This is a genomic window from Microbacterium sp. STF-2 (assembly GCF_034650155.1).
GTDB lineage: Bacteria > Actinomycetota > Actinomycetes > Actinomycetales > Microbacteriaceae > Microbacterium > Microbacterium maritypicum_A.
In genome coordinates this window covers 1,090,480-1,112,556 of record NZ_JARKMW010000001.1, presented here as the reverse complement: position 1 = coordinate 1,112,556, position 22,077 = coordinate 1,090,480, and the positions used below count along the sequence as shown (strand labels likewise).

The following is a 22,077-nucleotide window of genomic DNA, read 5'->3' as shown; positions in this document are numbered from 1 at the left end:
CCCGGACGTGCCTGGCGGGTGCGGGCTGCGATGTCCGCACGTCCGGATAGCGTGGAGGTCATGACACCCGATACCGCTCAGCGCGCTGTGATCGCCGCAGAGCCGTCGGCATCCGGCGTCGTCATCGGCGCGCCGGGAACGGGCAAGACGCGCACCCTCATCGAGCGTGTCGTGCACCTGCTCGACGTCGAGGGGCTGCGCCCCGAACAGGTTCTCGCCCTCACCCCGAACCGCCAGGCGGCGACGGCTCTGCGCGATCGGATCGGCGTGCGCATCGGTCAGGCGACGCCGGGACCGTTGGCCAGATCGCTCGGTTCCTTCGCCTTCCAGCTCGTCCGTGGAGCGATGGTGCGAGAAGGAGCCGAACCGCCGGCGCTGCTGACCGGTGCCGATCAGGACCGCATCATCGCCGAACTGCTCGCCGGAGATGCGGAAGACGGGCGCATCCGGTGGCCCGACGCGCTGAGCCCTTCCGTGCGCGCCTCGAAGGGGTTCCGCTCCGAGCTGCGTGCCTTCCTCGCCGAGTGCACCGAGATCGGCGTCGACGCCGCGGAACTCCGGGCCTCGGGAAACGAGGTGTGGGTGGCGACGGCGGAGTTCCTCGTCGAGTACCGCATGGTCCTCGACGCGCTCCGCTCGGCGCACCGCGACGCCGCTGATCTGCTCAGCGAGGCGAGCACCATCCTGCATACGGCAGACACGAACACCCTCGGCCCGCTCGCTCCCTTGCGCGTGGTGCTCATCGATGACGCGCAGGAGCTCACCCGCGGTGGGATCGCCGTCGTGACGGCCTTGCGCAGCCGCGGGATCGCCGTGCACGCCTTCGGCGATCCCGACATCTCATCCGGGTCGTTCCGTGGAGCCAGCCCCGAGCTGTTCGCGCAGCTGGCCGGCGTGCTGGGAGACGTGCACGTGCTCGACGGGCCGCACCGCCAGCGTCCGGCGCTCACGGCGCTCACCCGCACCGTGACGCAGGCGATCGGCGTGTCCGGACGGGTCGAGCACCGGCGCGCTCCGGTGCCGGTGACCGCCGAAGAGGTCGAAGCCGGAGTCGCGACGTTCGTTGCTCCTTCCCCCTATGAGGAGCTCGATCGCATCGCCGGCGTCATGCGCGAGTGGCACCTCTCCGACGGCATCCGCTGGGACCGGATGGCGGTCATCGCCCACGACACCCGGCAGGTCACCGCACTCGAGACCGAACTCGCCGCCAGGGAGATCCCGACACGAGCGGCCGGTGTGCAGCGCCCGCTCGGCAGCGAGGGGATCGTACGCGACATCGTCGGCATCGTGCGTCTGGCACTCACCCCGGTCGAAGAGCGCACGTCGCCCGCACTCGAGGAGGCGCTGCGCACCCCCTTCGGAGGGATGGACGCGATCGGGCTGCGGCGACTGCGTGCGCGCCTCCGACACGTCGAACTCGAGCAGGGAGGATCGACGCCTGCACGCGAACTGCTGCGCCGGGCGATGGCGAATCCTGCGCACCTCACGCTGATCGACGCTCCGGAATCGCGCACGGCCGAACGGTTCGCCGAGACGATCGAAGCGCTCTCCCGCGGCGCGGCGGCGGGGGAGACGATCCACGACCTGCTGTGGCGGGTCTGGGATCAGGCTCGGGCCGTCGACGGCCGGCGGCTGCAGGTCGCCTGGCGCGAGATCTCGCTGCTGCCGACGGGAGCGGAGACGGCTCGTTCGCTCGATGCGCTGGTCTCTCTGTTCGACGCCGCGAAGCGCTTCGTCGAGCGCACGCCGAACGAGAGGCCCGAGGTCTTCGTGCGCGACATCCTCGACAGCGAGGTTCCGGAGGATTCGCTGTCGACTCCCGACCGGCCGGGGAAGGTCACGCTGCTGACCCCCGCCACCGCCCTCGGCACGGAGTTCGACGCGGTCGTGGTCGCCGGCGTGCAGGACGGCATCTGGCCGAACGTGCGGCTGCGTGGCGGTCTGCTGCAGACCTGGCGTCTGCCGGATGCGATCCAGGCCGCCCGCACGGGGATCTCCATCGAGGCGCCAGGGGTCCTCGACCGTCGACGTGCGGCACTGCACGATGAGCTCCGGCTCTTCGTGCGCGCTGTGTCGCGTGCACGCGGTCGTCTCCTGATCACGGCGGTGGACGACGACGACCTCACGCCCAGCCCGTTCTTCGGCTTCCTGCCTGCGCCGGAACCACCCGAGCGGCATGCCTCGGCGGAGCACCCGCTCACCCTGCGCGGACTCGTCGCGCGGCACCGACGCATGCTCACGACGACGGTCTCCGAGCCCGTGCGCCGTGCCGCCGCGGCACAGCTCGCCGTCCTCGCTCGCGAAGGCGTCCCTGGAGCCGACCCGGCGGAGTGGTACGGGATCACCCCGCCATCGACGCAGGCGCCGCTGCGCGATCTCGCCGTCACCGGAGCCCGGGTATCGCCCTCGAAGATGGAGTCCTACGAGGAATGCGGCCTCAACTGGGTCGTCTCGGCGCTCGGCGGCGACACCGTGATGCCGCCGACCGCCGGCATCGGCACGATCGTGCACGAGGCGATGGAGCGGGTACCCGAAGGAGATCTCGAGCGGATGCGGGAGATCGTGGCCGAGCACTGGCCGGAGCTCGATTTCGAGACCGAGTGGATCGGGCGCAAGGAACGACGTCGTGCCGATCTGCTCGTCGATCGGCTGCACACCTACCTGGGCGACGTGCGCCGGGAGGGAGGGCGCGTCATCGGCAGTGAGGTCGAGTTCCGCTTCGCCGTCGACGTGGCTCCCGCGACCGACGAGGAGATCGCGCCGACGGTGCACGCGGTGGGGGAGGACCGGGCGCACAAGGCGATCATCCACGGCTACATCGACCGTGTGGAAGCCTACCCGCCGGGCGCCGGCGAGCATCCGGCAGCTCGAGGCCGCGGCTGGGAGCCGATGTCGGGCGGTCCTGACGGCCCGACGGTCGTGGTCGATCTGAAGACGGGGAAGAATGATCCCGAATCCGACTCCGGTGTGATCGAGCACGCGCAGCTGGCCGCCTATCAGGTGGCGGTCCAGCAGGGACTGATCGAGGGGGCGCCGTCGTCGTCGCTGGCCGGCGCTCGACTCGTGATCGTCTCCAAGACACTCGCCAGGAGCGACTACCGCATCGCCCATCAGCACACGCTCGACGATGAGTCGCGAACGGCGTTCCTGAAGCGCGTGTCGGATGCGGCTCGCGGCATGTCGGCATCCAGCTTCACCGCGCAGGTCGAGTCGCACTGTGCGGACACGCAGCGCCGGGTGCACCCCTGCCGCATCCACACGGTGCCGGCGGTGAGCTCATGACGGGCGTGAGCGGACCGGAGCGGAGCGGAGCAGGGTGGAGCGGCGGTGCGGGCATCTCCGCCACAGACATCGCGGCTGCGCTGGGGCAACCGTCGCCGACACCCGCACAGCAGAGGGTGATCGAAGCGCCGCCGGAGCCTGCCCTGGTCGTCGCCGGAGCAGGAAGCGGTAAGACCGAGACGATGTCGGGGCGGGTGGTCTGGCTCGTGGCCAACGGGCACGTCCGCCGCGACGAGATCCTCGGCCTCACCTTCACGCGCAAAGCCGCAGGAGAGCTCGCGGAACGGATCGCCCATCGGCTCGCGGTCATCGACGAGTACGGACGCCGGGGGCTCCTCCCGCATCTGCCCGAGATCGTGGCGGACGGGTCACTTCGGAGGGTCGACGAGGCCGTGCCGGGCCGACAGCGTGAGCTGGTGCGCGCGCACGTGCTCGACGAACTCGCTGCGCACCGCGGAACGGGATGGGATCCGGTGACCCCTCGTGCTGCGGAAGACCTGATGATCCGGCCGCGCGTCTCGACCTACAACGCCTTCGCCGACGGCATCGTCCGTGAGCACGCGGCGCGCATCGGACGGGACCCCGACGTGGCGATGCTCAGCCAGGCCGCCTCCTGGATGCTGGCACGCGAAGTGGTGCTCCGCAGCGACCTCCCCGAGCTGGAGAACATCGATTTCGCGCTCGGCACGGTCATCGACGCTGTGCAGAGGCTCGCCGGCGATGCCCTCGACCACCGCGTCGACCTCGACCGTGCCGAGCACATCGCCCGCGATCAGGCACTCGCGTTCGAGCCCTATCGGGGCAACGCCGACGTCGAGAAGGCGGCGGTGAACCTGCTCAGTCTGCCGACGCTGACCCGCCTCGTGCGCGACTACATCGCCGAGAAACAGCGCCGAGGCGTGCTCGACTTCGCCGACCAGGTGGGCGGGGCCTACGACATCGTCGAATCGGCTCCCGACGTACGGGCCGAACTGCGCGAGCAGCACCGTGTCGTGCTGCTCGACGAGTACCAGGACACGTCGGTCATCCAGACCCGCTTCCTCGCCGAGCTGTTCCGCGACTCCGCGGTGATGGCCGTGGGCGACCCGCATCAGTCGATCTACGGTTGGCGAGGTGCGAGCGCCGACAACCTCTACGCCTTCTCCCGCACGTTCTCGAGCACCACAGCGGCGCAGACCTACAGCCTCATGACCAGCTGGCGCAATGATCGAGGCATCCTCGGGATCGCGAACCGCGTGCTCGAACCCCTGCAACGCCCGGGGCTCGACGTGCCGCCGCTCGAACCGCGCCCCGGCGCCGGGGAAGGCACCGTGACCATCGAGTACCCGTTCACGGTCGACGAAGAGGCATCCGCCGTGGCGGAATGGTTCGCCGAGCGCCGTGCCGCGCACGACGCCCGCAGCGCCGGTGAGTCCCCGGGCGCGAAGCCGCACACCGGAGCTATCCTGTTCCGTTCGAAACGCCACATGCAGACGTTCGCCGCCGCGCTCGCGGCGCGTGGCATCCCGCACCGCATCCTCGGCCTCGGCGGTCTGCTGGCGACGCCCGAGGTGGTCGACGTCGTGTCGACGCTGCGCGTGGTGCACGACCCCACCGCGGGGTCGGCGCTCATCCGCCTTCTCACGGGTCCTCGTTTCGGTGTCGGCGTTGCCGACATGGCGGCGCTCTACGACCTCGGGCGCACACTCTCCGAGCGCGACCCCGCCATGGCTCCGTTGCCCGAGGAGGTGCGCGCGCGGCTGCGTTCCTCGCGGGGTGCCGACGAGGCGGTCTCGATCATCGACGCGGTCGACGTGGTGCGGGCGGTGCGCGACGACTATCGGCTCCTCGAGTCCATCACGCCCGATGGCAGGGCGAGGGTGCGTGCGGCGGGGGAGATGCTCGAGCGACTGCGCCGCGCGTCCTCCCAGCCGATCCCCGAGCTGATCCGGCTGGTCGAGCTCGAACTGCGGCTGGACATCGAGTTGGCGGCCAACGAGACCAGAGGCCCGGCCCGTGTCGCCGCGACCCAGCTGCGGGCCTTCGCCGATGAGGTACGAGCCTTCCTCGCGGCGGACGAGCGGGGGAGCATCGGCAGTCTGCTCGCGTGGCTCGACAAGGCCGAGAGCACCGACGAGCTCATGCCCCGGCCCGAGCCGCCGGAGGCCGGAGTCGTGCAGCTGCTGACGATCCATGGGTCGAAGGGACTGGAATGGGACGCGGTCGCCGTGGTGCGGCTCGTGGTCGACGAGCTTCCCAGCCGGGTCTCCGACACCTCCGGCTGGTTCGGCTTCGGAGTTGTTCCGTTTGCTCTGCGCGGTGACCGCGACGCGCTGCCCCGATTCGAGTGGGATCCGGTCGAGGCGATGGGTGACGAGGCCGACCCCGTCAAGCGCCAGAAGCTCGCGCAGGCCTCACTGTCCGGTGGTGCGACGAAGGCGAATCCCCGGGGCGGCGCGATCAAACGCTTCAAGGATGCCTACCGGACCTATCAGCAGCAGGAGGAGCGGCGTCTGGCGTACGTCGCGGTCACCCGCGCGCGCACCGATCTGCTTCTCAGCGGTGCGCATTGGGCAGGACAGAAGTCTCCGCGCACCCCGAGCCCCTATCTGGTCGAGGCCATCGGGGTGCAGGGGCTCGACGAGGTCGAGGCGGTCGACCCCGACGACAACCCCTATGACGGCCCCGGTTCGACGCTGCGGTGGCCCCTCGACCCGTTGGGGGCACGACGAGAGGTCGTGTCCGCGGCGGCCGCGGCCGTGGATGACGCCGCCCGCAGCGGGACGGCGGAACCGTCGGTGGAGCTCGCCCGCCTGCTGGCCGAGCGTGCGGCGCGGCAGCGCGGAACCGACGCGGACGCCCCGACGCGCGTCCCGGCATCGCGATTCAAGGACTACGTCACCGACTTCTCCGGCACGCTCTCCTCGATCGTCAGACCCATGCCCGAGCGACCGTACCGGCAGACCCGGCTCGGCACGCTGTTCCACGCCTGGGTGGAACAGCGTTCGGAGCTGGTCGGTGTCGGCAGCCGCCCGGATGAGGCCCTCTGGGAGCTCGACGAGGATGAGATCGCGTCGGAACCCGCGCAGGCGACGGTGGAGACGCGGGAGGGGGCGGCAGCGACCGCAGATGCCGCCGATCTCGCCGCTCTGCAGGCGACCTTCGAGCGCAGCGAATGGGGAGGACTGCAGCCGATCGCCGTCGAGATCGAGATCGACTTCGCCCTCGGCGCCGGACTTCCCTCGTCGGAGGTGGCAGGATCGCACATCGTCATCTGCAAGCTCGATGCCGTCTACCGACGTGCCGACCGTGGTGGACGCATCGAGATCGTGGATTGGAAGACCGGGAAGGCTCCGCGAACGGCAGACGAGCGCGAGGAGCGGATGCTGCAGCTGGCGCTCTACCGTCTGGCGTACCATCGGCGCTTCGACGTGCCTCTGGAGGAGATCGACGTCGCGCTGTACTACGTCGCGGACGACCTGATCATCCGTGGCGACCGTGTCTACTCGGAGGAAGAGCTCTTCCAGCGCTGGAGCGCTGCCCGCGCCGCACGCTGAGCTTCGTCCGAGTCGGACTCGTCGTACTCGGCCGCAGCGTCCGATGCGGAAGGACGTGTCTGTTCGCGGGGCTCGGAACCACGGGTACCCGCGAAGATGCTCCGAGCCTCGGAGAGATCCTCGGTCTCGACACTGAGCATCTCGGTGCGGTGAGCGCTGTCGTCCTGGTCCCGGTCGGTCGTGCGTCCGGTGTCGATGGTGCGCACCGGTTCCAGTGACTCCGTGTCCTGCGGCGACGACTCCGCCTCCTCCGGGACTTCGATCCACAGTTCTTCGGGGTTGTAGGCATCGGTGTGCATGGAGGTGTCGACCTCGGCGACGGCATCCCGGGGCACGCGGTCGAGCGCGTCCATGGCGGAGTCGACGCCGGCAGCGCGGGCATCGATGATGCTGAGGTCGTCCGTTCGCAGGCCCTCGGCGAGAGCATCGAGCAGTGCGGCGGCATCGTCGACGATGTCCGGCCGATGCATGGAGTCGCCGTGCACGAGCCAGCGTGCGAACTCGAGTTCGGCGAGCAGGCGGGCTCGCACCTCGAGGCCGGGATCGGGGGCACGGTCGACGGCGCGGGCATACGCGGCGTGGACGTCGTCTGACGCATCGGGAGCTGCGGAGAGCCAGGAGAGGTCGACCGCCGGGTCTCCCACCGCGAGCCCATGCCAACCGACGAGGCCGACCACTTCGGGCCCGCGCTCCGGATCGTCGTCGAACAGGAACGAGGTCGACTGCACGCCTCCGAGGACCACGGTGGACTCGAAGCGCCAGAGGTCGTCGTCGGCGACGGCATCGCGCCACCGCACCGTGAGACGTGCCGGCACGCGCCCGGTGGCCGCCGCGGTGTCGATCAGGCGCTCCAATTCGGCGCGGCTCTCCTCGGCGGTGCGGGTTCCGAGTCCTGCGCCCCGGACGACCGAGGTGGGAAGGCCGTGCACGGCGGCGATCGCGGCTCCCATCGACGGCGCGGCACCGCGCCCCGCGGGCACCAGGGCCGCCTCGATCTGGAAGCCGGGGAGGAGCTCGGTGACGAGCGCGCGACCCTCGCCGATGCGCGTCTCCCCGATGTAGGCGGGCGCGCGGAACGGCAGCATGGCGCGGGCGCCGTCGGTGAGCGCGCGAAGAGCGAGGGCTTCGGCGGCGAGTTCGCGCGCCGTCTCGTCGTCGTCCGCGACGCGGATCGCGAGTTCACGGCCGTCCGCCAGCGAGGCGATGGCGGAGTCGAATCGACCGTCGCCGTCCGCGCTCAGACCGCGGGCACCCGTGACCTCCGCCCCGGGCAGTGCGGCGGTCACTGCCGCGGCTAGAGTGAAAGGAGAGCGTCCCATGCCCCCAGGGTAGGTCGGCTCAGGGGCGGTCCCGCCTCCGCCACGCCCGTGAAAGAGGGAGTCGATGACCATTCAGCGCCCGTCCCTCGACCGTGCAGCCGAACTCCGCGAGGAGCCGGATGTGCTCGATCGTCTGCGCGCCGACCCGGCGACCCGCGTCATCGTCGTGCGTGAGGGACGTGTCCGGGTCGTCGATTCCGCGCTGCTGCGCGTCGCACCGGATGCGGTCGTCGAGGCGACCTGGGCTCTCCTCGGCCGCGATGTCGACGGCACCGTGATGCTCCTCGCCGCCGCCCCGCCGGAGAACGACGCACTCGACACGGCCCCGGACGAGATCTGGCTCGGCCTCCGTGATCTCGGTGGACGCCTCGACGGGCAGGAGTCCGAGCTCCTGATCGGCGCGATCGCCCTCGCGGGATGGCTGCGCGATGCCCCGTTCTGCCCTGCGTGCGGTGGAGCGACGCGACTTCAGCAAGGCGGATGGTCGCGGCGCTGCCTCGTGTGCGGGCGCCAGCATTTCCCGCGCACGGACCCAGCGGTGATCGTCGCCGTCGAGAGCCGGGACGGCGAGCGCCTCCTGCTCGGCGCCAACGCGAACTGGGGCGGTCGGATGTTCTCGTGCTTCGCGGGCTTCACGGAGGCCGGGGAGTCCCTCGAATCGACCGCGTATCGCGAGATCGAGGAGGAGTCGGGCGTGCGGCTGTCCGCCCTGCGGTACGTCTCGTCCCAGGCCTGGCCGTTCCCGCGCTCGCTCATGGTGGGCTTCCGGGCCGTGGTCGACGACGAGTCCGCTGCACGCCCGGACGGGGAAGAGATCATCGAGGTGCGCTGGTTCACGCGCGCGGAGATCGGCTCCGCACTCGCCGGAGACGGGCCTGTGGGCCTTCCGGGCCCGGCATCCATCGCCCGTGCCCTGATCGTCGAATGGTACGAGGACCACGCGTGAGCGCACTCGATGCCCTCGATGAGCGGCAGCGGGCAGCGGCATCCGTGCTGCGGGGACCCGTCGCCGTGCTCGCCGGTGCCGGGACCGGAAAGACACGGGTGATCACGCATCGCATCGCGCACGGCGTCGACACCGGCGCCTATTCGCCTTCGCGTGTCATGGCCGTCACGTTCACCGCCAAGGCTGCGGGCGAGCTCCGCGGTCGCCTGCGTGCTCTCGGAGTCGAGGGTGTGGCTGCCCGCACCTTCCACGCGACAGCACTCGCTCAGCTGAACTTCTTCTGGCCCACGCTGGCCGGTTCCCCGGCGCCCTCGATCATCGACAACAAGGTGCGGATGCTGGGGCAGGCCGCCGACGCGATACGCCTCCGTCCCAGCACGGCCACGCTGCGCGACATCGCCTCCGAGATCGAGTGGCGCAAGGTCTCGATGCTGTCGATCGACCAGTACGCGGCACTCGGGCGTCCGATCAGCGGTGTCGATGCGGGCGAGCTCATCGAACTGATGCGGGGCTACGAAGCGCTGAAGGACGATCGTCGTCAGCTCGACTTCGAAGACGTGCTCCTCGCCTGCGCGGGCATGCTGGAGGCGGAGCCCCGGGTCGCCGCATCCGTCCACGAGCAGTACCGGCACTTCACGGTCGACGAGTTCCAAGACGTCTCGCCGTTGCAGAACCGGCTGCTCGAGCTCTGGCTGGGCGATCGCCACGACATCTGCGTGGTCGGTGATGCCAGCCAGACCATCTATTCGTTCGCGGGGGCCGAGCAGCGGTTCCTGCTCGAGTTCGAGCGCCGCCACCCGGACGCGACGGTCGTGCGGCTGGAGACGAACTACCGTTCGCAACCGCCGATCCTCACCGCAGCCAACGCCCTGATGCACGGCCGCCCCGGCGCGTTGGAGCTCGTGCCGGCCCGGGAGCAGTTCACCGCGGATGCGCCGACCATCACCGCCTACGACACCGAGGGTGAGGAGGCCGCGGGGATCGCTGCGGCCATCTCCGCCCGCATCGAGGCGGGTGCCTCCCCCTCGGAGATCGCAGTCCTCTACCGGGCGCACGTGCAGTCCGCGGTTCTGCAGCAGGCGCTCGCGGCCGAGGGCATCGCGACGTCGGTGCTGGGCGGCACACGCTTCTTCGCCATGCCGGAGGTTCGTCAGGCGATCCTCGCGCTCCGGGCCGCCGCCGTGGCTCCCAGCGAGCAGGGCTTCCTCCCCGGGGTGGAGCGGGTGCTTCGCGAGCTCGGTCTCACAGAGGAGCCGCCGGCGGCAGGGGGAGCGCAGCGCAGCGGATGGGAGGCGCGACGTGCCATCCTCCGGCTCGCGGAGGAGGCGGGGCCCGAGGCGGATCTGCGAAGCTTCAGCGACGCGCTGATGGCGCGGGCGAAGGACCAGCACGAGCCGACCATGCGCACCGTCACGCTGTCGACCCTGCATGCCGCCAAGGGGCTGGAGTGGCCGCACGTGTACCTCGCCGGATGGGCGGAGGGATCGCTGCCGATCTCGTATGCGACGACGTTCGAGGCGATCGACGAGGAGCGGCGACTGGCCTACGTGGGCGTCACGCGCGCCGCCCGTACGCTGGCGCTGTCGTGGTCGAGATCGGCGGGTCGGGGGGAACGCTCTCCGTCGCGGTTCCTCGCTGAGATGGGGACCACGGGCCGCGGCACCGGCATTCTTCGTGAAACGACACCGGACGCCACTCGCGGGAACCGTCCGCGCTGATCCGCACCATCCTCCCGGACGCACCTTCGTCGTCGGCGAGGAGCAGCGCGGCGAGCCGCCCGGCTTCAGCGACCTGCGCGGCGCGGATCGGGCCCGGATCACGACCGATCATCTGCGTGTGCAGCAGTGGCCAGGCCGGGTCGAGGTCTCGGGCATGGGCGTCGCGACACGCGAGACAGGCGGACACACCGGGGACCACGAGCGGCCCGACGGTCACGCGGCCGGGGTCGAACGCGACCGGTAGGTGCGCGACGTCCTCGCGCAGGTAGCGGGCGAACTGCAGTGCCGCGGACACGCCGTTCACGAGCACGATGGCCACGCCGGGCCGGTGACCGATCTCCACGAGTTCGATGCCTTCGTCGGAGAGCGCCTCGCGCATCCGGTACTCGCTCCGGCCGTCGGCGATGCCGATGTTCTCGACCCAGGCAGGGCGTGCCGCAGCGACATCGTCGAGGAGCACGTCGTCGAGACGCGCGAGGAGTGTGCGTGCCGCCTCCCGCGGAGCGCCGGCCGCGTGCGCGATCACGTCGAAGGAACCCCGCCGGAAACCGGAGCGCAACCGGCTGAGAAGCGGTTCCACCCAGGGGTCCTCCGCATCGATGCGCAGGCCGCCGTCATCTCCGAGCTGAAGGGTGTGCTCGTCGCGCCACAGCAGGGGAGAGCTCGGGTGCAGACGTGTGAGGAGCGGAGGGGTGAGCGGCATCTCTCCGATTGTGCAGAGGATGGCGGCATCGCGGGGCCGCAACCGGGCATCCGTGGACAACTCGCCGACGTTCGTCGAGCGGGGGAGGAGAGGTGCGGGCATCCTCGGACGCCCGCACCCTGCCTCAGACCGGTCGGTCGCCCTCCGGGGCCGCGTCGCCGTCTCCGTCCGCTTCATCCGTGGTTCCCGCTGCGGGCTCGTCGGCCGAGAAGTCGTCGCCGTCGAGCAGGCGGGCCAGTGCTTCATCGAACTCGTCGGCCACCGGCTGTTCGCCACGCTCAGCCGCCTGCAGCCGGGCGACGAGTCCGCTCGGGTCGTCGATGTCCTCGGCCGTCGGCATCAGGTCGGGGTAGTCCCACAGCGAGTCGCGTCCGCTGATGCCGACGGCGTCGGTCACCGCCTGCCACATCGCGGAGGCTTCGCGTATGCGTCGGGGGCGCAGCTTGAGCCCGACCAGTGCGCCGAGTGCGTCTTCCGCAGGACCGCCGACGGCGCGTCGGCGTCGAGCGGCTTCCGCGATGCGGGCACCGTCGGGCAGCCGCGAGGTCGCCTCGGCTGTCACCACGTCCACCCAGCCGTCGATCGTCGCGATGAGGTTCTCGAGTCGGGTGAGCGCCTCGCGCTGCGCCTCGCTCTGCACGGGGAGGAGAGCGCCGCCCTCGATCGCCGCGCGCAGTTCCTCGGGGTCGGAGGGATCGAGGCGGCTGGCCACGTCTTCCAGCGCGTCCACATCGACGGTGACTCCGCGCGCGAAGTCGGTGATCTGCGCCATCACGTGCAGGTGGAGCCACTTCGCGTGCCGGTAGAGCCGCGCGTACGCGAGCTCGCGGGTGGCGAGGTAGAGCGCGATCTGGTCTTCGGGGATCTCGAGACCTTCGCCGAACGCGGTGAGGTTCTGCGGGATGACGGCCGCCGTCCCCGCGGGGAGCACGGGGATGCCGACATCGCCTCCGGAGACCACCTCGAGCGAGAGGTTGCCGAGCACCTGACCGAACTGCGCGGCGAACACCGAGCCGCCCAGGCCTCGCATCAGCTTGCCTGCCCCCTGGACGACGTCGCGCATCTCCTCCGGCACCTGCGTGTCCAGGGCGGAGGTCAGCGCGTCCGCGATGCTCGTCGACACCGGGTCGGCGATCTCCTTCCACACCGGCAGCGTCTTCTCGACCCACTCGCCGCGGGTCATCGCTGTCGGTGTCTCGGAGAGCTCCGAGATCGTCGTCGCCTCGCCGAGCCACAGATTCGCCAGCGCGAAGGAATCGGCGAGCGAGGTGCGTGAACCGTCGGTCACACCCTGCCCGTCGCGGTTGGCGATGAACAGGGCCTGGCGCAGCGCGTTCTCCCAGGGATCGCCACCGAAGGCGCCCTGCAGCTGCGACATGATCGTCTGCATCATCGCGGGATCGAGTGTGAAGCCGTCCATCCCCTCGAAGGCGCCCCGGAGCGCTTCGGGGTCGATGTCCCCGCCGCCCTGATTCGAGAGCATCTTCCGCAGGAATTCCTGGAAGTCCTCGGGTGTCGGGTCGTTGTCTGCCATGTCGCTCGCCCTCTCAGCACTTCTGTTGCCGTGGCCTCTACGCTAGTCACAGGTTTCTGCGCGCGAACCCGATGCGGGCAGATCGGTGTACGCCGCTCGCGAACGACGGAGGAATGCAGTGGATCGAACGCGGTCTGGGAAGCTCGGACTCGGAGTCTGGGCGCTGATCGTCGCGCTCATCGCCCTGGTCGTGCTGACGTTCCTGCCGTCGCCCTACGTGATCCAGCGGCCGGGCCCGGTGTACGACACCCTCGGCACTGCGGAGGGAGCGGACGGCGAGCAGGTTCCGCTGATCAGCGTCGAGGGCGCCGAGACCTTCGAGACCGCGGGCACTCTGGACCTCACGACGGTCCAGGTCGTCGGCAACCGCGAGCGCACACCGAGCTGGTTCGAGCTGGCACTGGCGTGGATGGACTCGTCCAAGGCGGTCGTCCCGCTCGACACGGTGTTCCCGCAGGGGGTGACGAGTGAGCAGCGCGACGAGCGCAACGCCACGCTGATGGTGGACTCGCAGCACGAGGCGACGGCCGCTGCGCTGAACGAGCTCGGATACGACACCGGTGCTCAGGTCGTCGTCGTCGACGCCGTCGCCGACTCCCCGGCCGCCGGCATCCTCGAAGCCGACGATGTGATCACCGCGATCGACGGCACGCCGGTCACCTCTGCGACGCAGCTGCGCGAGGCGATCCAGGCCGCCGAGGGAGCCCCCGTGCAGCTCACCGTGCTGCGCGCCGGAGCCGAGCAGACCGTTGAGATCACTCCGGAGAGGCACACCGAGGGCGACGCGACCCTGTGGCTCATCGGCATCACGCTCCGCACCGACTACGACTTCGAGATCGACGTCACGATCCAGCTCGACAACGTCGGCGGCCCCAGCGCCGGGATGATGTTCGCGCTGGGCATCATCGACACGCTGACCGAGGGCGAGCTCAACGGCGGGAAGGACGTGGCCGGTACCGGCACGATCGACGCGGCCGGCACCGTCGGGCCTATCGGCGGCATCCGGCAGAAGCTCTACGGTGCCAGGGACGCGGGTGCCGAGTACTTCCTCGCTCCCGAGGCCAATTGCGATGAGGTCGTCGGGCATGTGCCGGACGGGCTCCAGGTCATCCGCACCGCGACGCTCGACGAGTCTCTCGCCGCGCTCGAGGTCATCGCGGACGACGGAGACGTCGCCGCTCTTCCGACCTGCGAACGCGCCGGGAGCTGAGCGCACACGTGCGGCCGTGACCTCGCCGTGACCGGGATGACAGCCTGCCCACAGTGAGCGATGCCTAGGATGGTGGGGTGACCTCCTCGCCTTCAGCTCCGAACCCGGCCACGCCTCGAACCTCACGACGCATTCTCGGCATCTCCCTGGTGATCATCGCCGCCTTGATCGCGGTGTTCTTCGTGTTCGCCTCCCTGTACACCGAGTTCCTCTGGTTCGACCAGGTGGGCTTCACCGGCGTCCTCACGACGCAGTGGATCGCCACGGCGGTGATGTTCGTGGTCGGCTTCCTCGGGATGGCCGTTCCGCTGTTCGTCGTCATCCAACTCGCGTATCGCCTGCGTCCGGTGTACGTGCGACTCAGCTCGCAGCTGGATCGGTACCAGGAGGTCATCGAACCGCTGCGTCGCCTGGCGATGTGGGGCATGCCCATCTTCTTCGGACTGTTCGCCGGCTTCGCGGCCGCGGGGCAGTGGAAGACCGTCTGGCTCTGGGCCAACGGTGTGGCGACGTCCGACGTCGACCCGCAGTTCGGCATCGACACCGGCTTCTACATGTTCGCGATGCCGTTCTACACGATCCTGCTCGCCTTCATCTCGGCCGTTCTGCTGCTCTCGCTCCTGGTCACCGCCCTCGTGTCGTACCTGTACGGCTCGGTGCGCATCGGCCAGGGTGAGCTGCGCATCTCGAAGCCCGCACGCATCCAGCTCGCGGTCATCGCGGGCCTCTACCTGCTGGTGCAGGCGGCGAGCCTCTGGCTCGATCAGTACAAGACGCTCGTCGAGCCCGACGACCGCATCACGGGCGCGGCGTACACGGGCGTGAACGCGACGATCCCGGGTCTTGCCATCCTCGCGATCATCGCCGCCGTCGTCGCGATCCTCTTCTTCGTCACCGCCGTCATCGGCCGCTGGCGCTTCCCGCTGGCCGCGACGGCGCTGCTCATCGTGGCGTCGCTCGTCGTCGGCGTGGGATACCCGTGGGTGGTCACCACCTTCCAGGTGAAGCCGAACCAGAACGCCTACCAGGCCGAGTACTACCAGCGGAACATCGACGGCACGAAGGAGGCGTACGGGGTCGCGGACCTCGAGACCACGCCCTTCGCCGCCAAGACCGACGCAGAGGCGGGGCAGCTGCGCGCCGACGCCGAGACCACCGCCTCGACGCGCATCATGGACCCGAAGGTCATCCCGCCGACGGTACGCCAGCTCGAGCAGTACCGCGGGTACTACCAGTTCCAGACGACGATGGACGTCGACCGGTACGAGATCGACGGGAAGATGCAGGACACCGTGGTTTCCGTGCGCGACCTCGACATGTCCGGACTCGGCGACGGCGACAACTGGAACAACCGCGTCGCGGTCTACACCCACGGCTACGGCCTCGTCGCAGCCGCCGGAAACCAGCGCACCACGGACGGCGAACCGGTGTTCCTCGAGCGCGGCATCCCCACCTCTGGGTTCCTGTCGGACCGCGAGAACTTCGAGCCGCGCGTGTACTTCGGCGAGAACTCGCCCGAGTACTCGATCGTCGGCGCCCCCGAGGGGTCGGAGCCTGCGGAGATCGACTACCCGCGCGGCAAGGACGGCTCGAGCGAGACGAAGACCACGTTCGAGGGGAACGGTGGTCCGAAGATCGGTGACACGTTCACGAAGCTCCTCTACGCGCTGAAGTTCCAGTCCGAGCAGATCCTGTTCTCGAACCTGGTGAACGAGGACTCGCAGATCCTCTACGACCGCGATCCCAAGACGCGCGTCCAGAAGGTGGCGCCGTACCTCGAGCTCGACAGCGACCCGTACCCGAGCGTGGTGGACGGCCGCATCGTCTGGATCGTCGACGGCTACACCACGAGTCAGACGTACCCGTACTCGACGAGCGTGAGCCTGTCGGATGCGATCGCCGACTCCAACATCCCGTCGCCGACGCTCGCCATCGACGACATCAACTACATCCGCAACTCGGTCAAGGCGACGGTCGACGCCTACGACGGCTCCGTGACGCTCTACGCGTGGGACGACGAGGACCCGGTGCTGAAGACCTGGCAGAAGGTCTACCCGTCGACGGTGAAGCCGATCAGCGAGATGTCCGGCGAGCTCATGAGCCACGTGCGCTACCCGACCGACCTGTTCAAGGTGCAGCGTGACATCCTCGGGGTCTACCACGTCGACAAGGCCGGATCGTTCGCACAGCAGGACAACCGGTGGCAGACGCCGAACGACCCGCGCAGCGAATCGATGCTGCAGCCGCCGTATTACCTGACCATGCAGATGCCGGGGCAGGACACTCCGAGATTCTCGATGTTCTCGACGTTCATCCCGAACTCGCAGGGCGCGGGTGGAAGCCGTGACGTGCTGATGGGCTACCTCGCGGTCGATTCGGACGCCGGCTCGGAGAAGGGCAAGAAGGCAGAGGGTTACGGCCAGCTGCGCATGCTCGAGATCGACACCGACACGACCGTCCCCGGCCCCGGTCAGGTGCAGAACACCTACAACTCGGACACGTCCGTGGTGCCTCAGCTCAACCTGCTGCAGCAGGGGGAGTCCGAGGTCATCTACGGCAACCTGCTGACACTGCCCGTCGGTGGTGGTCTGCTCTACGTGCAGCCCGTGTACGTGCAGTCGTCCGAGGGGACGCAGCTGCCTCGACTGCAGAAGGTGCTGGTCGCCTTCGGTGACCGCGTGGCTTTCGAGAACACGCTCACCGAAGCCCTCGATACCCTCTTCGGCGGTGACTCCGGTGCAACCGGCGGCGATGACACGGTCGAACCCGATCCGGACGCTCAAGTGCCCGATACCGGCGAGGTGCCGACGACGGAGCCCACGCAGCCCACGGGGGCCGAGGCGGAGGCGCTCGCGGCTGCGCAGTCTGCCTTGGTCGACCGTGAGACGGCACTGAAGGCGGGAGACCTCGCGAAGTTCGCCGAGGCGGACGAGCGTCTCACCGCAGCGGTGCAGAAGCTGATCGAGCTCGACTCCGCCGCAGGCAACTGATTCGAGACATCCGCATCGAATGGGCGTCCCTCCGGGGGCGCCCATTCGCGTCTCTCCGGTGGACCTTCCTCGGTCAGGCGGGCCGAAGTGCGGCGGAGGCGGCGTCGATGGCCTCGACGTCGAGGGAGTAGTACGCCCAACGTCCACGCTGCTCGCGCCTGACGAGTCCCGCGTCGGAGAGGAGCTTCATGTGGTGGGAAACGGTGCCCTGAGAGAGCCCGACGGGCTCCGTGAGATCGCAGATGCACGCCTCCCCGCCGTCACCGGCGGCGATGAGGGAGAGCAGACGCACGCGGGTCGGATCTCCCAGCGCCTTGAACACGCGCGCCACCTTCTCGGCCTCCTCGGTGCTGATGGTCGAGGTGATGCGCGGTACGCAGCAGGAGGTGCCGGCGTCGATCGTGGCAGGGATGGTCATAGGGCCATGCTACCCACGTATTGACAAACATCGATAGATCACGCACTGTGGTCATATCGAAGTTCATCAATGTAAGGAACGTGATGTCCGAGCTTCCCGTCGTCGTCATCGGCGCAGGCCCCCAGGGGCTGGCCGTCGCCGCACACCTCACCGAGCGCGGGTGCGATGTGATCGTGTTGGAACGTGGGTCGGGCCCCGCCACCGCGGTCTCCGAGTGGGGGCACGTGCGCTTGTTCTCCCGCTGGCCCGAGCTGACCGATGCGGCCTCCCGTCGCCTGCTGGAACCCTCGGGATGGACCGCTCCGACGGACGGGTATCCGACCGGCGCGGAGTGGATCGTGCGGTATCTCGCGCCCCTCGCTGAGGTGCTGGGGGAGCGGGTCCGCTACTCGACGACGGTCACCGGCGTCGCGCGCAAGGGGCGGGACCGTGTGGTCGAGAGCGGTCGCGCAGGACAGCCCTTCGTCGTTCATGCGATCGGCTCGGATGGCGAAGAACTCCGGATCGGTGCACGTGCCGTCGTCGATGCGAGCGGTACCTGGGGGCGCCCCAATCCGGCCGGAGCCGAGGGGCTCCCCGCGATCGGCGAGACAGGCTTCGCCTCGCATATCTCCTACCGGATTCCGGATGATGTCACGGCCCAGGCCGGGCGGCACGTGGTCGTCATCGGGTCCGGGCACTCGGCCACGCACACCGTGCTGCGTCTGACCGCGTTGGCGCGACGACACCCCGGTACACGGGTCTCGTGGCTGATGCGCCGGGGAAAGGCGGCGTCCCGCCTGCTCGGTGGCGCAACGGGCGATGCGCTTCCCGAGCGCGCGGCGTTGGGCGCGCGGGCTCGAAAAGTCATCGAGTCCGGTCTCGTCGATGTCATCCAGGGGTTCCGCGTCGCGGAGTTCCGCGCGGACGAAGAGGGTCTCACGATCATTGCGGACAGCGGAGGTGCGGTGAGGGGCGTCTCGCACGTGTTCGCCTTGACGGGATTCCGTCCCGACCTCGGCATGCTCTCGGAGGTGCGTGTGGCATGGGACCCCACTCTGGAGGCGGTGGCCGGCATCGCCGCGGACATCGACCCGAACCTCCACTCCTGCGGGTCGGTCGGGGCGACAGGGGCGGCCGAGCTCACCCAGCCGGAAGACGATTTCTACATCATCGGCGCGAAGAGCTACGGGCGTGCGCCCACATTCCTGGCGCTCACGGGATTCGAGCAGGCACGCAGCGTCGCCGCACAGCTCGCGGGCGACCTGATCGCCGCGCGGAGCACGCAGCTCACCCTGCCTGCGACGGGTGTCTGCGGGGGATCGGGTGACTTCGATGGCGAAGGCGGCAGCTGCTGTGGGAATCCCCTCGTCCAGGTCGGCACGGTTCGGGCGAGAATGGAGTTGATTCCGGCAACCGCCGATCACGCCGCAGAGAATTCCGACAGCACGCCCGCGAGGAGCATCCGATGACCGACGTACCCGTCAAGCCCTCCGTCCTCTTCGTCTGCGTGCACAACGCCGGCCGCTCGCAGATGGCCGCGGGTTTCCTGCGTGACATCGCGGGGGATCGGATCGACGTGCGCTCTGCCGGTTCCCTGCCCGCGGATCAGATCAACCCGGTCGCGGTGGAAGCCATGGCCGAGCTCGGTGTCGACATCACGGCGGAATCGCCCAAGGTGCTGACCACCGAAGCCGTGCAGGCCTCCGATGTCGTGATCACGATGGGCTGTGGCGATGCCTGCCCGTTCTTCCCGGGAAAGCGCTACGAGGACTGGGAGCTCGACGATCCTGCCGGACAGGGGATCGACGCCGTGCGACCGATCAGGGACGACATCCGCGCCCGGATCGAACGTCTGGTGGCCGACCTGATCTGAGCCGGGTGCGACGCACTCGATCGAATCCGATCGAGTGCGTCGCACGCGAAGCAAAGCGAAAGGCCCCCTGACCTGGATTTCTCCGAGTCAGAGGGCCTTTCATTTGTTGCGGGGACAGGATTTGAACCTGCGACCTCCGGGTTATGAGCCCGGCGAGCTACCGAACTGCTCCACCCCGCGGCACAAGAAGAAACTTATCACGGATTCCGGAGTCGGTCGAATCGAGAGGGCATCGGGGCGACGTCGCGGGCGTGTCGATGCGAGAGGATGGAGTCATGTCCGAGATCGCAGCCGTCCCCGTCGCCGTGTGCCAGTTCGCGCCCACCGCATCCCGAGCCGACAACCGCGAGCGGATCGCCGAATTGACGGCCGATGCCGCCGCACGTGGTGCGAAGCTGGTCGTGTTCCCGGAGTACTCGAGCTACTTCGTCGATCCTCTGGACGAGAGCCTCGCGGCGAACGCCGAGGACCTCGATGGGGAGTTCGTCGCGACCTTGGCCGCTCTGGCCGCCGAGTACGCCGTCGTGATCGTCGCCGGTCTCGCGGAGCGGGCCGCGGACGGTGAGCGGGTGCGGAACTCCGTCGTGGCGGTGCGCGGCGACGGCATACTCGCCGTGTACCGCAAGCAGCATCTGTACGACGCATTCGGGCAGCGGGAGTCCGACTGGGTCGAACCGGGTGAGCTGGGCCCAGCGGCCACCTTCGACCTCGGCGGTCTGCGCTTCGGACTCATGACCTGCTACGACCTCCGCTTCCCCGAGGTGGCCCGTTCGCTCGTCGATGCGCAGACCGACGCCCTCGTCGTGCCGGCGGAGTGGGTCAGAGGACCGCTCAAGGAGCATCACTGGACCACGCTGCTCGCCGCCCGTGCGATCGAGAACACCGTCTATGTGATCGCCGCGGACCACCCGACTCCGATCGGCGTTGGACATTCGCAGGTCATCGATCCGCAGGGCGTGATCCTCGCCGGTGTGGGCACTGCTCCCGGGATCGCGGTCGCCGTGGTGGAGGGGGAGACGATCGCGCGCGTGCGGGCGACCAACCCGTCGCTGCGGGTGCGGCGCTACGCGGTCGTGCCGCATGACACCGTCCCCGGCGGAGCGGTCGCCCCCGGGGCTCCCTCCTGATCCGCGGTCAGGCGGAGAAGCCTGCGAGACGCGCAGCTGCCTCTTCGAGCACGTCGACGCGCTTGCAGGCCGCGAAGCGCACCAGGCCCGAGTACTCGCCCCGGTGCGCCTCGGAGACGAAGGCCGTGAGCGGGATCGCGACGACGCCCGCGCGTTCGGGCAGAGTGCGGCAGAACGCTGCGGCGTCCGCGCCGCCCAGTGCGGTCGCATCGGCGACGGTGAAGTAGCCGCCCTGCGGGGCGTGCACGGTGAATCCGGCCTCCCTCAACCCGGCTCCGAGGATCTCGTGCTTTCGCGCGAGCGCGGCGGCCGCATCCGCGAAGTACGCGTCGTCCATCCGCAGCCCCACAGCGATGGCAGGCTGGAACGGGGAGCCGTTCACGTACGTGAGGTACTGCTTCACCGTCAGCACGGCCGTGATGAGCGCGGCCGGCCCGTGCACCCAGCCGATCTTCCATCCCGTCGTGGAGAAGGTCTTGCCGGCGGACGAGATGGTCAGTGTGCGCTCGGCCGCTCCGGGGAGGGTCGCGATCGGCGTGTGCGGCGCATGGAAGGCCAGGTGCTCGTACACCTCGTCGGTGACGATGATCGCGTCGTGCCTCTCCGCCAGACGCACCACCTCGCTGAGAACCTCGCGTCCGAACACCGCGCCCGTGGGGTTGTGCGGGTCGTTGACCAGGATGATCCTGGTGCGGTCGGTCACCGCTGCCGCGAGTCGGTCGAGGTCGGGCTGGAAGTCCGGGGCCCGCAGCGGGACGGTGCGAAGGCGCGCCCCCGCGAGAGCCACGGCCGCGGCGTAGGAGTCGTAGTACGGCTCGAACACGACCACCTCGTCGTCCGGGCCGTCGATCAGCGCCAGCAGGGTCGCGGTCAGCGCTTCGGTCGCCCCGGCCGTCACGATCACCTCGCGTGTGGGATCGACGGTCAACCCGTAGAAGCGACGCTGATGAGTGCTGATGGCGTCGAGGAGATCCGAGGTTCCGCGTCCGGGAGGATATTGGTTCGCTCCATCTGCGATGGCCTGTCGCGCCGCCTCCAGCACCGCTGCGGGACCGTCCTCGTCGGGGAAACCCTGACCGAGATTGATCGCTCCGGTTCGGGCCGCTGCTGCCGACATCTCTGCGAAGATGGTGGGCGCGACGGTTCCGTCCGCAGCGAGCAGACCTGCACCCGCTGCTGTACGACGCCATGCGCCGGGAATGACACTCATGAAGAACAGGCTAAGGCCATAGCTGAAACTCATCTTCGGCATAAGGAACGCACAGATACAGGCGTCATTCTGAAATGGTCGTCGAAGGAGCACACACCATGAACGAAGACAACCCCCAGGACCAGTCGGCACCCGCGTCGAACGACGCCGTGCCGTCCACCGAGGCCGCAGAGGTCGCCGCTCAGTCGGCGACGGATGCCGCCGCTGACAACGCCACACCGGCGCCCGC

The 22,077-nt window shown here is 69.4% G+C and carries 13 protein-coding genes and 1 tRNA gene; 9 read left to right on the top strand and 5 right to left on the bottom strand.

Annotated features, from left to right (window positions below):
* The first annotated feature begins 60 nt into the window (after window positions 1–60).
* Together MicroSTF_RS05270 and MicroSTF_RS05265 are read left to right on the top strand one after the other, a co-directional pair.
* Window positions 61–3,282 (top strand): ATP-dependent DNA helicase, encoded by a 3,222-nt coding sequence (locus MicroSTF_RS05270; RefSeq protein ID WP_322954082.1) that lies wholly within the window; start codon window positions 61–63, stop codon window positions 3,280–3,282.
* Window positions 3,279–6,818, top strand: a complete 3,540-nt coding sequence (locus MicroSTF_RS05265; RefSeq protein WP_051668000.1) for an ATP-dependent DNA helicase — start codon at window positions 3,279–3,281, stop codon at window positions 6,816–6,818. The genes MicroSTF_RS05270 and MicroSTF_RS05265 overlap by 4 nt, the downstream gene beginning before the upstream one ends.
* Here the strand turns inward: MicroSTF_RS05265 and MicroSTF_RS05260 are convergent.
* Window positions 6,764–8,137: a hypothetical protein gene (locus tag MicroSTF_RS05260; RefSeq protein WP_036331448.1), complete on the bottom strand. Its 1,374-nt coding sequence runs from the start codon at window positions 8,135–8,137 to the stop codon at window positions 6,764–6,766. The two genes, MicroSTF_RS05265 and MicroSTF_RS05260, sit on opposite strands and share 55 nt — an antisense overlap.
* Window positions 8,138–8,201: 64 nt before the next feature.
* Between MicroSTF_RS05260 and nudC the strand changes: the two genes are divergently transcribed.
* Both nudC and MicroSTF_RS05250 read left to right on the top strand, forming a co-directional pair.
* Window positions 8,202–9,083, top strand: a complete 882-nt coding sequence (gene nudC / locus MicroSTF_RS05255) for an NAD(+) diphosphatase (RefSeq protein ID WP_322954078.1) — start codon at window positions 8,202–8,204, stop codon at window positions 9,081–9,083.
* Entirely contained in the window at window positions 9,080–10,801 is a 1,722-nt protein-coding gene (locus tag MicroSTF_RS05250) for an ATP-dependent helicase (protein WP_322954076.1), read from the top strand. Before nudC ends, MicroSTF_RS05250 begins: the two co-directional genes overlap by 4 nt.
* Window positions 10,802–11,628: 827 nt before the next feature.
* Here the strand turns inward: MicroSTF_RS05250 and MicroSTF_RS05245 are convergent.
* Window positions 11,629–13,038 (bottom strand): zinc-dependent metalloprotease, encoded by a 1,410-nt coding sequence (locus MicroSTF_RS05245; RefSeq protein WP_021199639.1) that lies wholly within the window; start codon window positions 13,036–13,038, stop codon window positions 11,629–11,631.
* Between the two features lie 118 nt (window positions 13,039–13,156).
* Between MicroSTF_RS05245 and MicroSTF_RS05240 the strand changes: the two genes are divergently transcribed.
* Complete coding sequence (locus MicroSTF_RS05240; protein WP_315069231.1) at window positions 13,157–14,248, top strand: PDZ domain-containing protein; 1,092 nt, start codon at window positions 13,157–13,159, stop codon at window positions 14,246–14,248.
* 77 nt (window positions 14,249–14,325) lie between these two features.
* Window positions 14,326–17,238 (top strand): UPF0182 family protein, encoded by a 2,913-nt coding sequence (locus MicroSTF_RS05235; protein WP_029260315.1) that lies wholly within the window; start codon window positions 14,326–14,328, stop codon window positions 17,236–17,238.
* A gap of 73 nt (window positions 17,239–17,311) precedes the next feature.
* Here MicroSTF_RS05235 and MicroSTF_RS05230 read toward each other — a convergent pair whose 3' ends face one another.
* A complete protein-coding gene (locus tag MicroSTF_RS05230) occupies window positions 17,312–17,656 on the bottom strand; it encodes an ArsR/SmtB family transcription factor (protein WP_315069226.1) in 345 nt (114 codons plus the stop codon).
* A gap of 83 nt (window positions 17,657–17,739) precedes the next feature.
* Here MicroSTF_RS05230 and MicroSTF_RS05225 point away from each other — a divergent pair, with 83 nt between their 5' ends.
* Both MicroSTF_RS05225 and MicroSTF_RS05220 read left to right on the top strand, forming a co-directional pair.
* A complete protein-coding gene (locus MicroSTF_RS05225) occupies window positions 17,740–19,107 on the top strand; it encodes an FAD-dependent oxidoreductase (protein WP_081859739.1) in 1,368 nt (455 codons plus the stop codon).
* Window positions 19,104–19,511, top strand: a complete 408-nt coding sequence (locus MicroSTF_RS05220) for an arsenate reductase ArsC (protein ID WP_021200357.1) — start codon at window positions 19,104–19,106, stop codon at window positions 19,509–19,511. The genes MicroSTF_RS05225 and MicroSTF_RS05220 overlap by 4 nt, the downstream gene beginning before the upstream one ends.
* 106 nt (window positions 19,512–19,617) lie before the next feature.
* Here MicroSTF_RS05220 and MicroSTF_RS05215 read toward each other — a convergent pair.
* A tRNA-Met gene (locus MicroSTF_RS05215) sits at window positions 19,618–19,691 on the bottom strand.
* A 95-nt stretch (window positions 19,692–19,786) separates the two neighbouring features.
* On the opposite strand from MicroSTF_RS05215, the gene MicroSTF_RS05210 reads away from it, so the two are divergent.
* On the top strand, window positions 19,787–20,638 hold the full coding sequence (locus MicroSTF_RS05210) for a carbon-nitrogen hydrolase family protein (protein WP_167254499.1): 852 nt from the start codon (window positions 19,787–19,789) through the stop codon (window positions 20,636–20,638).
* A gap of 7 nt (window positions 20,639–20,645) precedes the next feature.
* On the opposite strand, the gene MicroSTF_RS05205 is transcribed toward MicroSTF_RS05210, so the two are convergent.
* Entirely contained in the window at window positions 20,646–21,848 is a 1,203-nt protein-coding gene (locus tag MicroSTF_RS05205; protein WP_322954070.1) for an aminotransferase class I/II-fold pyridoxal phosphate-dependent enzyme, read from the bottom strand.
* Between the last annotated feature and the right edge of the window lie 229 nt (window positions 21,849–22,077).

Coding starts and splice junctions, on each gene's coding strand:
- MicroSTF_RS05270 (WP_322954082.1), top strand. CDS start 61: ATGACACCCGATACCGCTCAGCGCGCTGTGATCGCCGCAGAGCCGTCG.
- MicroSTF_RS05265 (WP_051668000.1), top strand. CDS start 3,279: ATGACGGGCGTGAGCGGACCGGAGCGGAGCGGAGCAGGGTGGAGCGGC.
- MicroSTF_RS05260 (WP_036331448.1), bottom strand. CDS start 8,137: ATGGGACGCTCTCCTTTCACTCTAGCCGCGGCAGTGACCGCCGCACTG.
- nudC (WP_322954078.1), top strand. CDS start 8,202: ATGACCATTCAGCGCCCGTCCCTCGACCGTGCAGCCGAACTCCGCGAG.
- MicroSTF_RS05245 (WP_021199639.1), bottom strand. CDS start 13,038: ATGGCAGACAACGACCCGACACCCGAGGACTTCCAGGAATTCCTGCGG.
- MicroSTF_RS05230 (WP_315069226.1), bottom strand. CDS start 17,656: ATGACCATCCCTGCCACGATCGACGCCGGCACCTCCTGCTGCGTACCG.
- MicroSTF_RS05225 (WP_081859739.1), top strand. CDS start 17,740: ATGTCCGAGCTTCCCGTCGTCGTCATCGGCGCAGGCCCCCAGGGGCTG.
- MicroSTF_RS05220 (WP_021200357.1), top strand. CDS start 19,104: ATGACCGACGTACCCGTCAAGCCCTCCGTCCTCTTCGTCTGCGTGCAC.
- MicroSTF_RS05210 (WP_167254499.1), top strand. CDS start 19,787: ATGTCCGAGATCGCAGCCGTCCCCGTCGCCGTGTGCCAGTTCGCGCCC.
- MicroSTF_RS05205 (WP_322954070.1), bottom strand. CDS start 21,848: ATGAGTGTCATTCCCGGCGCATGGCGTCGTACAGCAGCGGGTGCAGGT.